This window comes from Lysobacter sp. H21R4, from assembly GCF_015277535.1.
Lineage (GTDB): Bacteria > Pseudomonadota > Gammaproteobacteria > Xanthomonadales > Xanthomonadaceae > Novilysobacter > Novilysobacter ciconiae.
In genome coordinates this window covers 2,192,462-2,204,301 of record NZ_CP063772.1, presented here as the reverse complement: position 1 = coordinate 2,204,301, position 11,840 = coordinate 2,192,462, and the positions used below count along the sequence as shown (strand labels likewise).

Here is an 11,840-nt window from a genome sequence, read left to right as displayed (position 1 = left end):
CAAAAAGGGGGGCGCCTGATTGCTCACGCCAGAGCTTCCCGGAGTTCCTCAGTCATTTCTCCGCAGACGTTGCCTTTCAGCGGCAATCAGTTGTATACCCGCTGGTAAAGATGCAGGTCATTGATGCAGAGCCCGAGCCGCGGCCTCATACCACAAGGCAGTCACAGGAGGAAGTTGTATTTCCCGTGATGCCTGACAGAAACACGCGCGACGCCGACGGATTGATGCTTGAGACTGAAAGTGTGCGAGCAACTGATGCAAAAGTACTGTTGTACAAGCCTGATACCGACTACCAGGTCATGTACATCTTCGAGCGAACTGCCTGCTGGCAGCTGACCGAGATACAGGACCGGTCTCTGTAGGCGGATGTATTCCCGTTTCACAAGGATTAGTGAATATGCCTTTTTCGGAAGCAATGGCTCGCGTCTTACCTGCGCGCAATGGTGTCTACGCACATATAACTGGAGAGTACGGTGAAGCTCGTGCCAGTGGTCCACATGGCGGCGTTGACTTCAATTATGTGGGAGGCCAGTCTGGGGTCAATTTGACCCACCCACCCGTGCACGCCCCCATCGCCGGTGAAGTCACGTTTGTTGGCGGACAATACGGCACGATCAAAATTCTCGATGGCGATGGATACAGCCACGAAATACTGCATACCAATACCCAGAGCGTCAGTGTTGGTGCAGATGTAAGTGCAGGCGATCCAATAGGCACCATGGGCGGACGGGGACCGAATGGTGCCAGCCAATATGCACAGCACGTCCATTACCAGATGAAGGATGCAGCCGGAAAACGTGTCAGTCCGCAGGAATGGTGGGACAACCGCCCGTCCTCAATGCCGGTGCCGGCATCTTCCGCTTTTGTATATCCATTCCAAAAGCTGGAAACGACCGAAGACGGAATTCGTAAATACGTCGACGTCGTCGACCCGCAGACCTACTACAGCGCCTTGGCCAGGGCCGAGGACGGGTTCTACCCGATCGGCGCCAACGGGCAATGGCACGGTGGGATCCATTTCGGCAGCCAGACCGGCGCCACGCTGGCGCAGGATGCGGGTATCCGCTGCATCGCCGACGGCGAGGTGATCGCCTATCGGGTCGACAGCAACCATCCCACGGTCGCTTATGACTCCTGTGGCCCGGCGACCTACTCGACCGGCTTCGTGCTGGTCCGGCACCGGTTGCAGCTGCCGCCGGCGCCAAAGAAGAGTGGAGCTGCTGCGGTCAACGGCACCGACAACACGCAAAAGGAAGAGGAGCCGTCGCTGCTTCTGTACAGCCTGTACATGCACCTTCAGCACTGGGAGGGCTACCGGGCCGATACGAAGAAGGCGCGGCCGGCCTATTGGGGTGACGCGGTATACGCGGTAGCCGAATCCGCCAACGATGCCGACCGGGGCAAGAACCCGCATATCCCCGAAGGTGGCATCGGGCTGAACCTGCGCGACGCCGATGGCCAGATCGCCGGGTACGCCCCGCGCGGCGTCAAGCTCACGCTGGGCGCAGAGGGCAAGAAAAGGGGCTATTACGCGGTTACCGGGGTCGTGAGCGGTGAAGTGGTGCCTGCCGGGCTGACCGGCGCGTATGCGTACAAGAAGGAACTGGCAGAGACCACCGCTGACCCTGCCACCGACAGGGTGGTCGTGCTCGACAAACCGATCGGGGTCAAGGCCGGCGACCTGATGGGCCACCTTGGCCAATACCAGCGATATATCGATACCAATCCGCTGGGGTCGAGTTGCAGCGAAAGACCGCTGGTGCAGCTGGACGTATTTACCTGCGACGATGTGGAAGCGTTCATCGCCAAGAGCCGCGAGCGCGCCGGCGAGCTGGACGAGAAACACAAGACCCTGCTGCTTGTTGAGGCCGGGGCGAAGCTTGCGCTTCCGACCAAAGCCGATCAGCGGATTGCCGAAAGCGACGGCGTTGTTTTGGACGCGACGTCACCGAAAACCGGTCAGTGGGCCAAGGTCCGGAAAGGCTCCGTGCAAGTGGTCGGCAAGACCGGCTTGACGGGCTACACCACCGCAAACCGCACCTACAGCAATGGCAATGTGCTTTCGCGCATGGTCGATGCGAGGGGCAATGCGATTGAAGTGGACGCCTACAGCGCGCTCCCAGTGGCAGGCAAGGCCGCCTATACCCAGCGCGAAGTCCTTGTGCCCAGCGGGGGTGCCGTCTGGGTAGAGCGGGGGATGCTTGGCGAAGGTCCGTTGATGACCGGCCGCTCGTTGGAGGCTTGGAGCGCGTTTCCGCTGAGCACGAGTGACACCAAAGGTCCGGAAGCTGCCGTTCCGCGGGTGTTCGCAGTCAAGTCCCTGCAGGAGATCGCCACGGACGCCGACGGCACGCGCTGGTGGCGGGTAGTGGTTGGCACCGTCGATGGAAAAGGGCGCAGCGGATGGGCACGGGAGAAGGGCCAAGCCCAGGTGCGGCTGTGCACACCGTGGGATTGGCCGGGATTTGAGCTGGTCACAGCCGATGACACGACACCGGCGGCTCTCTACGCCAATCACGTGGCCAAGCATCCCCGAACGCCGAAAGACGAACAATCAAAACTCGCCGCAAAAGGTGCCAGCGCCGAAAGCTCGCGACTGTTCACCAGGCTGTATGAACTGATCGATCGGGAAGGCGACAAGAAGCTCGTCGCTACCGAAGTCCGCAGAGCCCTCAGCCAGCCCTGGCTGGCCGAGGCCCTTTCCCGCCTGGTTGTCCGTCACTACAGCGAGTGGGCCGGCCCGATGGATAAGTGGGATGCACTCGACGAGCTGATTCCGGAAGCGCGCAAGGCAGACTGGACGCAGGAGAAGAAGCGGATTGAGTCGCTGTTTTGGTGGGGTGATGTGCGAGAAGTGGGGGGTGAGTTTTCAACACGACCAAAGCCCATGCACTTCCACCCGGTAGGGGTAATTTCCAGCTTCTCATGCGACGGCCGCTGCAACTGCGTGGATGTTGATCGCTTTATAGAGGAGTATCGACTAAAGCACGGCAGCTTCTCAAATTCCACGGGAAAACAGCTGGATGCAACGTCCGAGAATAATCTCAGGCTGCTGGTGGACGGAGTGGTTGACTACCATAGGGTTCATGGGCGCGAATGCTACATTCCTCATATCGCCTATATGCTGGCCACGGCCAGGCATGAAACGTTGTGGGCCGGAACCTATTTTGAATCGCGCGACGAAGGGGGCGGGAGGTCGTACTTCAACAAGTACGATCCCGTTCTTGCGAGTACACAAGCCCATCGGGACCGCGCGTTTTCCAATGGAAATACTGAAGAGGGTGATGGATACAAATACAGAGGTCGGGGGTATGTTCAAGTCACATGGAAAGACAACTATCGCAAGTGTGGTGATAACTTAGGGTTGGACCTGATTGGGAATCCTGATCTAGCACTAGCGCCCTCGACCGCAGCAGGTTGTATGGCCTACGGGATGTACGCTGGAATATTTACCGGCAAGAAAATTACCGCGTATATAAATAAAGCAAAATATGATTATGTTAACGCCCGCAGGGTGATTAACGGGATGGACAAAGCAGAGGTAATTGCGGGGCATGCAGAAATTTTTCAGGCCATTTTGGAAAGAGTGAAATGTTAAAACGTAAGGTTTCTCCAGCGCTTGCTATTGTTCTGCTTGCAGTGGGCGCCCCAATCTCTTGCAAAGAAGGCTCGCCCCGGAGCGGATTTTTGCGTAGCGGCGCGTCTCAGCAAGGTGTGGAAAGTGCCGAGGATCCGCATCCGCGCAAGGGGGGAGGCATTTCCTACGAAGATATAGTCGGCGTTGCAAATGAGCTTGGAATTATAGAAAATCACCCGTCTCTATATACTTACCTCGAAAAGTCGACGGGAGGGGATCTGCTCATAATACAAGAAACATCAGGGTCGCGAAATACATATAAAACTATTACGCCCATAGTCGAGGCGAGCAGTCGAGCCATATATATTGATTGTTCATATGTTAAGTCGGAAGACAACTTGACCCGGGAGGTCCGGGTGGGAGCCTATTGCCGAGGGCAATCGGAAGCGACGCGAGACTCCCTCGAGGATGCGATTAGCGAAAAGCATCTAGTGTACTACTCAAAAAACTATCCGTGGATAGCTCAAGCGGTAAGCATCAGTGGTCGATGCCCCGCCGCGATGGGGATCGAGTTCAGCGGCTACCACATACTGCGTTGCGATGCTGGTAGCTCCAATGAGCTTACGGAGGATATCTCAATCGAAGTTTTTTCTAGGAGTCTTGAGCCTGTCGTTCAGCTCCGGGGGGTTGAATTCGCTCCCAGTGAAGCGGATTTGGCTGATGGTGTTCTGGTGTTCTGGGGATTGAGGGATAACTCTCCACATAGCATTATTCGCAGAGTGATTAAAAAGATGCGCTAGGGAGGTCTGAGCGACTCCTTCGACCCAGGCGACAATAGTCCACCTGAAATGGATGACGATCGATGCAATTGACGTTCGGTGACGTCGAGGGCTTGGGCCAGCGCAAGCGCACGCGCCGGGAGATTTTCCTGGCGCAGATGGACCAGGTGGTGCCGTGGGCAGCGCTGCTGAAGTTGATCGAGCGGCACTACCCGAAAATGGGTCGTCTCGGCCGGCAGCCGTATCCGCTGGCGACGACGTTGCGCGCCCACTTTCCTTAAAGGTATTCCTCATTCCACATCTTCAGGCTAGGCACGCGAGCCGCATGCTGGCGGCAGTCCTGTTTCTGCCGACAGCACTTTTCGGTTGCAACGGCAAGCAAATTGATAACCCAACAATCAATGCGTCCGACGCAACCACATCATCTTCTCTGTTTGAGCAGGCTACTCAAGGTTTTTCGACCTGTGACATGGGTGACCTATTCGTCGATGAACACACGCAAACACCATCCAGTCCGTATCTACAGGCGATAGAAAATTACCGCTGCGACACTTCGGACACCTTGGTCACCTATTGCGTCGACGAACGATTCCAAGGTCTCGCCGTCACTCGTCTGGCGGTTCCCCGCACGACTTTCCCGGTATTCGCACTCTACTTTACAGCGGAACTCGAAATGGCTCGATCGACGCTGATGGCGAAACTCGGAAAGGATTTCCGGGAGTCCTCCGCATCGCAGCTTGGCGCCGCACCGGAGCTCGTCGAGGATCCCGACGATGCATCCGCCTCCGTGCTGATCTGCACCAAAGCTGACTGAGGGGCCAGATATGCCCGCGTACACTCCCGGCCCGCTATTACCCAAAGGCAACCGAACCTTCGGAAGTCGCCGTAACCCCATTATTGGAGTAGTCACCGGGCATGTAGGGAGCGCGCCCCGACGGCTAGCACTAGCGGGCGGGCCGTTACGATGAGCCGGAGGATGGGCATTATACAACGTTCAACCTATTCCGCTTCCGAAAGTGGATATTCCGCGGCACGCTCCAATGCCAACTTTCACCTGTTGGAGAAGATCCATGATCAGCCAATCTGCCAGCTCTAGGATCACCGGACTTGCTTTGGCCCTGTTCCTCCTCGCTTGCTCCGACAGCAGCAGCGGGCAAGCGGAAACCTTGCAGCGCCGATCGGAACTGGTGGCTAGCGCCCCCTTTCCTCGAAGCAATGCGATTCCGAGGGGCACTGCAAGGTGGCACTCGCTGGCAATCAGGAAGCCCTGTCGCTGTGCGAAGGCGGCGCACCGATGCTGTACTGGAATGAAGGGCGAGAGAACTATCTTCTTTCATGCGAATGCAACTGCACTTCCCACGACAACACCGGATGGCTGGTCGATCGCTCCTCTCGCAAGGTCCAGGGTGTGGCGCTCGGAAAAACGGCGGTCGCAGCTGAGTTGGTGGATGTCGATTCCGTGAGCGACATCCTGGCAGCCCATCCGTTCTGTGCAGCGATCGATCCCGGCTCCTTGCAGGCGGCGGAATTCGTCAGTCTGGTCAAGTATCCGACCGGCAACGAAGATTCTGCCTACTGCTTCTCACCCCGAACATTCATCACGTCCAGCGAAGGCGTTGTCATCGAGGACTACGGCAACCAGGTGCGTGACAGCGATGAGGAGGTGTTTTTAGCCACTTCGGCTGAAATAGCAGCAGCCGTGCTGGCTTTGGTAAAACAAGCAGTCGCCGAATGAACCGGTGACGCCCATCCCGCGCCGGGAAATGGCCAGAACAGCGATCGAGGGCGGGTAGAGTCTCGTGCGTATCGCGAAGAGTCACGCCACCAACTTTCATCGCCTGATTGCCCAGAACCCTGCAATTCGAAGCCAGCGGATAAACCGGTCACCCGCTAGCGGTGGTCCCGTTTTCGCAGAAGCGCGCACCATGGATCGAACATGCGTATTCGCAAGCGGAACTCTGGAAAGGTCAGAAAGAGGACGAGATCGGCCAGACGATGAACTATTACTACAAGCTGGCCACTCCAACGGCTACCACACTCAACGACGCTCTGGGCATCACGATCAACGTCAAGGCGAGCGGCAATGAGCGTTGAGCAGTCGTCTGCTTGCTCCGCGGCCATGGTCGCCATCAGCGCGCTGTTGCTGGCCGCTTGCGACGGGGTGAAAAGGGAGCAGCCAGAGAGCTCGATAGTGGCTGTTGCCGTGGCGCCCACTCCTTCTGTGCAGGTAGGAAAAGAGCCCCTTGGGGCGTCGGAATTACAGACACTTCCACTTGTTGGGCCAGTCATCGACTCTCTGCGGTTCACCGACCGCCATGGTGACCAGGCGGTTGTTTTCTTCCGGCTGGCCACGCACGCCGAAGATCCGGTTGACGGAACGGTATCCGACCGCATCGTGCTCTCCGCAGCGATGTACCCCCTGCCCGGAACACCGGCGCCAACAACCGCAAGCTGGCAGCACACTGATGACATCGAATGCGACGGCGTCGACACCGAGTCCGGCTTTTATCCCGATAGCGTCTCTGTGACCGACCTGGACGGCAATGGCACCGCAGAGTTGACGTTCGCGTACCACCGCTTCTGCGGTGGAGGGATTGACCCCCGGGACGTCACCGTGGTCCTGCGCGAAGGCGGGAACTCGTATGTATTGGAAGGACAGACGCGGGTAAGAGTGGGCGATGACCCGCCTTTCGGCGGAGGGTTTCAAATGGATGCTGCATTGAGCGCTGCGCCGCAGTGGTTGCAAGATAAAGTGCTTGCGACTTTTCAGCAGTTGCGAGACGAGCCGGCGGCCGAGTCCAACGCCATTTGAACGTCAGGGAGGCATTTCCGCATGCGCCCCCCTCCATCCGGAACGGCAGCGAGACCAGCCGCATGCCGCGGTTCACCTGCACGGCGAAGTGCAGATGCGGGGCGGTGCTGAAGCCGGAGTTGCCGGACCAGCCGATGTGCTGGCCGGTCCGCACCGGCTGTCCTTGGGCGACAACGGCACCACCTCGCTGCAGATGCGCATACACGGCCATCGTGCCATCGTCATGCAGGACGCGGATGAGGTTGGCGTTCCGCAGCAGTGTGTCGGCCGGTACGGTGCCGCGGTGTTGCGATGCGTTGCTGTTGGTCACATCTAGGTAGCGGTCAAGCACCTGCATCACCACGCCGTCGCGCGCCGCCAGCACGGCGGTGCCGACCGGTACGGCGAAGTCGATGGCGTAGCGGTTCTCGTCGTCGTCGTGACTGAAGCTGCCGGCGAAGCCCTGATCGATCACGACTGGCGTGTCTTTTGCCAGCGGCAGCACGTAGGTCACATCACGCGGCTGTGCGCTGGGGTTGCCGGGCACGCTGTCCAGGATCAGGTCGAAGTCGACCGCACGCGCTGGGTCAGTGGCGCGGAACACCGCGACCACGGTGCTGTCAAGGGCCGGAACAGTGGCGCGCGCGGGCAGGGCCGGTGATGCCACGGTGTTGTGGCGCTGGCGATAGCGCAGCCGCACTTCAATCGGGCCCGGCAAGGGGTTGTCGGCCCAGGCGTGGTAGCCGTCGTCGGTCGCTTCGATGCGGACGCGGGCGGCGACGCTGTCTGCGGCGCTGGCGGCGGGACTTGCAGCTTTGACGGGGATCAGCGAGGCGAGCGCCAGCGCCATTATCACCGCCGTCAGTACCAACGTCGCGCGTACGCCCAGGTGCCGCGCGCGAGTCACCGCGAGCCGGTGCATTCCGCAGCAAGCTCCAGACTGCGGGCGATATCGGCCAGATCGAACGCGCTCACCGATTCGTCGTTGTGCATGGCAAACAGCGCGCCGTGCGGGAAGGCGGCGGTGCTGGCGGCATGCACCGCGATGCCGTCGGACATGGCGGTCGTCAAGCCGCGGAAGCTGCCAGCCGGGGTCAGGTCGCTGCGCTTGAACAGATGGAAGGCGGTCCGCGTCTCGCGCTGGTCGACCGCGACCCAGTAGCCGGTGTCGGGGCTGCAGGCCCACAGCGCGACGCCCTCGGCCTCGGTGGCGAAGGTGTCCTCGGGCAGGCTGAGGCCGGTGAAGGTGCCGGCCAGGGTGTATTCCCGCAGGGTGGAGGCGTCGCGGCCGGTGCTGCCGGGGAAGCGCTCGTCGGCGATCATCAGGCGGTCAAAGGCCGGGTCGCCGGCGATGGACTCCACCACGCGCAGCGCGCCGGGCTCGGCCGTGTCGCCGAACGAACCGAGATAGCCGGCGGTGAAGTTCTCGCCATCCAGCTCGACGTGGAAACGGCGCACGCGCTGGTCGAGCTCCTCCAGCGGCGGCACGATCTCGAAGCGCTTGCCGTACATGAAGCTGTCGGTGACGTACACGTCCAGCCCGCCGGGCGAAACCTCGTTGATCCAGAGGCCGTAAGGGCTGCGCAGCTGGTCCTCGCCGAAGGTGCCGAGCAGAGCGAAATCCGGCAACGCGAGCATTTGCACGCGGTGGTTGTCGCGCTCGGCGACGAAGAGGTGGTCGCCGTGCACGGCCAGGCCGTTGGGGCGCTTGAACGTGCGCGCGGCGTCCTCCTTGCCACCCACGGTCTGCAGCCAATCACCGGTGTCGGCGTCGAACACCATCAGGGTGTGCGCGGTCTTGGCGCTGGCGATCAGCCAGGTGCGGCCGTCGGGCGCAGGCCAGGTCGCGAGCGAGTCCAGTTGCAAGCCGGGATGGGCCGGCGAGATATAGCGCTCGGGCACGACGCGCTCATCCACGGGGAAGATCGCGGTGTCGACGTCGCTCTCAGGGGCCATGTCGCTGTTGCGTTGCAGTCCGGTGGCGCAGCCGGCCAGGGCGAGGAGCGCGCCGGTCGCGGCGAGGAATCGGCAGAGAGTCATGGCGGGCAGTCTAGTGCGTGCACGTTCGCAGGGCAGTGGCGGGTGCGCAACAACCGGATCGCGCAAGGCATCGCTTTATGCGGATAAAGCGATTGACATTGCTAGAAAGCGTGGGCACACTGCCTGCCATCCATCGAGACCGGCAGAGGGACAGGCCCTTTGAAGCCGGGGCAACCCATCGCAGCGAAAGCCGCGAACGGGTGCCAAATCCTGCGGCGCCGCGCTTCAGCGGTGGCCGGAAGATGGTTGCCGGCACGATCCAGTGTGCGTTGGCAGCCATCCCTCGATGGCTCCCCGCCACTTCGGATAGCCCTCATGAGCCTGCAACTCGCTTCGCGCACCACCGAAACCCTTTTCCAGCCCCGCCACGTCGCCGTATCGCGGTTCCCGGCCGCGGCGCGGAAGATGGCGGTGCGCGGCGAGATCGAGGTCCAGCTGGAGATGCGCCACGCCGGCACCCGCGTGGTGACGCTGCGCTATGAGCGCGTCGGCGATCCGTCCTTGCCGGTGCTGTTCGTGGCCGGCGGGATTTCCGCCAATCGCCACGTGGGTGCCAGCGACCAGTTCAGCGATGCCGGCTGGTGGCAGGAGCAGTCCGGCCCCGGCCGTGCACTGGATCCCTCCCAGCACTGCGTCCTCGCCTTCGACTGGGTCGGCGGCGACGGCACGCTGGACGCCGTGATCGATCCGGTCGACCAGGCGACGGCGGTGGTCGCGTTGCTGGACGCGCTGGGCATCCAGCGCCTGAGCGCCTTCATCGGCAACTCCTACGGCGCGATGGTCGGCCTGCACCTGGCCGCCCTGCATCCGCGTCGCGTCGGCCGGCTGGTCGCGATCAGCGGCTTCCACCGTGCCCATCCCTACGCCAGCGCCTGGCGTGCGTTGCAGCGGCGCGCGGTCGCCTTGGGCGCGCTGCAGTGCGATGACAGCCAAGGCGTGGCGCTGGCACGCCAGCTGGCCATGCTCAGCTACCGCACCGCCGACGAGTTCGACGGCCGCTTCGGCGCTGCCAAGGTGGTCAACGGCCGCGTCCAGGTCGCCGCCGAGGACTATCTTGACCACTGCGGCCAGCAGTTCGCCGACCGCGTGGCCGCGCAGGCCTTCGTGCGCCTGTCCGAATCCATCGACCTGCAGGCGGTCGATCCGGAAACCGTGCACGTGCCGGTGACCGTGGTGGCCGTGGCGGAGGACCTGCTGGTGCCGCTGGCCGATGCCTACGACCTGGTCCAGCGCCTGCGCGGCGAGACCCGCCTGCACGTCATCCATTCGCGCTTCGGCCACGACGCGTTCCTGAAGGAGTCGCGCGCGATCGACGGGATCCTGCGCGAGGCTTTGCTCGATGTAGCAGCCGACGCCGAGGCCTGCGCATGAGCGCCGCATCCGGAAGCAGTGCACCCTCGTGTGCGCGTCGGTCCCATCGCAGTACCGCCGCCGTGCGTGCCGGCATCGACCGTGACGAGGCGTTTGGTGCGGTTACCCCGCCGCTGGTGCTGTCGTCCAATTTCAGCTTTGCCGGCTTCAACGACCGGCGCACCTACGACTACACGCGCAGCGGCAATCCGACCCGCGACCTGTTGGCCGATGCCCTCGCCGAGCTGGAAGGCGGCGCCGGCGCAGTCGTCACGGCGACCGGCATGGCCGCGATCACGCTGGTGCTGAACGCGCTGCTCAAACCCGGCGACCGGCTGGTCGTGCCGCACGATGCCTACGGCGGCAGCTGGCGGCTGTTCAACGCGCTGGCGGAGAAGGGCGCCTTCGAGTTGACGACCGTGGACCTGACGTCTTCGCGCGCGCTGGCCGAGGCACTGGCGCTCGGGCCGGTGGTGGTATGGATCGAGACGCCGTCCAACCCGCTGCTGCGCGTGACCGATCTGCGCTTCGTGATCGAGGCATCGCACGCGGCCGGCGCGCGCGTCGTGGTGGACAACACCTTCCTCTCGCCGGCGCTGCAGCAGCCGATCGCGTTTGGGGCCGACGTGGTCGTGCATTCCACCACCAAGTACATCAACGGCCACAGCGACGTGGTCGGTGGCGCGGTGATCGCGCGCGAGCCGGACCAGTACGAGAACCTGGCGTGGTGGGCCAACTGCCTGGGCATCACCGGCTCGCCCTTCGATAGTTTCCTCACCCTGCGGGGCCTGCGCACGCTGGACGCGCGCCTGCGCGTGCACGAGCGCAACACTGCCGCGCTGGTGGACCTGCTCGACGGCCACCCGGCGGTGCGCGCCGTCCACTACCCCGGTCTGGAACGCCATCCCGGGCACGCGGTCGCCGCACGCCAGCAGGACGGCTTTGGGGCGATGGTCTCGCTGGAGCTGGAAGACGGTGGCGCCGGTGGCGAGACCGCGGTACGCGCGTTCCTCGACGGGCTGGAGTACTTCTCGCTGGCCGAGTCGCTGGGCGGCGTGGAAAGCCTGATCGCCCATCCAGCGACGATGACCCACGCGGCGATGACCGCGCAGGCGCGCGCCGCGGCGGGCATCACCGACGGTCTGTTGCGCCTGTCGGTCGGCATCGAGCACGCCGAGGACCTGCTGGCCGATCTGGGCGCGGCGTTGGAGCGCGTCCAGCGTATCCAGCTTGCCCCGTGGTGGGTCGTTTGCGGGTTGACGGTGACGTGAGTCCGCGGTTGAACGCGAGCGTACGGTCCGAG

Annotated in this window: 8 protein-coding genes, 1 pseudogene and 1 riboswitch; of the genes and pseudogenes, 7 read left to right on the top strand and 2 right to left on the bottom strand. The window is 62.4% G+C overall.

What is annotated here, in order from left to right:
- The first annotated feature begins 397 nt into the window (after window positions 1–397).
- The 5 genes and pseudogenes from INQ40_RS13085 (at window position 398) to INQ40_RS10025 (ending at window position 6,091) form a co-directional block, all read left to right on the top strand.
- Complete coding sequence (locus INQ40_RS13085) at window positions 398–3,598, top strand: peptidoglycan DD-metalloendopeptidase family protein (protein ID WP_345776520.1); 3,201 nt, start codon at window positions 398–400, stop codon at window positions 3,596–3,598.
- Window positions 3,592–4,377: a hypothetical protein gene (locus INQ40_RS10040; protein WP_194340320.1), complete on the top strand. Its 786-nt coding sequence runs from the start codon at window positions 3,592–3,594 to the stop codon at window positions 4,375–4,377. The genes INQ40_RS13085 and INQ40_RS10040 overlap by 7 nt, the downstream gene beginning before the upstream one ends.
- Before the next feature lie 62 nt (window positions 4,378–4,439).
- A pseudogene (locus INQ40_RS10035) lies at window positions 4,440–4,631 on the top strand (IS5/IS1182 family transposase); the annotation flags it as partial.
- A 50-nt stretch (window positions 4,632–4,681) separates the two neighbouring features.
- Complete coding sequence (locus INQ40_RS10030) at window positions 4,682–5,170, top strand: hypothetical protein (protein WP_194340319.1); 489 nt, start codon at window positions 4,682–4,684, stop codon at window positions 5,168–5,170.
- A gap of 426 nt (window positions 5,171–5,596) precedes the next feature.
- On the top strand, window positions 5,597–6,091 hold the full coding sequence (locus INQ40_RS10025; RefSeq protein WP_194340318.1) for a hypothetical protein: 495 nt from the start codon (window positions 5,597–5,599) through the stop codon (window positions 6,089–6,091).
- Between the two features lie 874 nt (window positions 6,092–6,965).
- On the opposite strand, the gene INQ40_RS10020 is transcribed toward INQ40_RS10025, so the two are convergent.
- A complete protein-coding gene (locus tag INQ40_RS10020) occupies window positions 6,966–8,069 on the bottom strand; it encodes a M23 family metallopeptidase (RefSeq protein ID WP_228481988.1) in 1,104 nt (367 codons plus the stop codon).
- Entirely contained in the window at window positions 8,051–9,187 is a 1,137-nt protein-coding gene (locus tag INQ40_RS10015) for a phytase (protein ID WP_194340317.1), read from the bottom strand. The genes INQ40_RS10020 and INQ40_RS10015 overlap by 19 nt, the downstream gene beginning before the upstream one ends.
- Before the next feature lie 127 nt (window positions 9,188–9,314).
- Window positions 9,315–9,436, top strand: a riboswitch (SAM riboswitch).
- 66 nt (window positions 9,437–9,502) lie between these two features.
- On the opposite strand from INQ40_RS10015, the gene INQ40_RS10010 reads away from it, so the two are divergent.
- Window positions 9,503–10,558, top strand: a complete 1,056-nt coding sequence (locus tag INQ40_RS10010; protein WP_194340316.1) for a homoserine O-succinyltransferase — start codon at window positions 9,503–9,505, stop codon at window positions 10,556–10,558.
- Window positions 10,555–11,808, top strand: a complete 1,254-nt coding sequence (metB, locus tag INQ40_RS10005; protein WP_194340315.1) for a cystathionine gamma-synthase — start codon at window positions 10,555–10,557, stop codon at window positions 11,806–11,808. The genes INQ40_RS10010 and metB overlap by 4 nt, the downstream gene beginning before the upstream one ends.
- The last annotated feature ends 32 nt before the right edge of the window (window positions 11,809–11,840 follow it).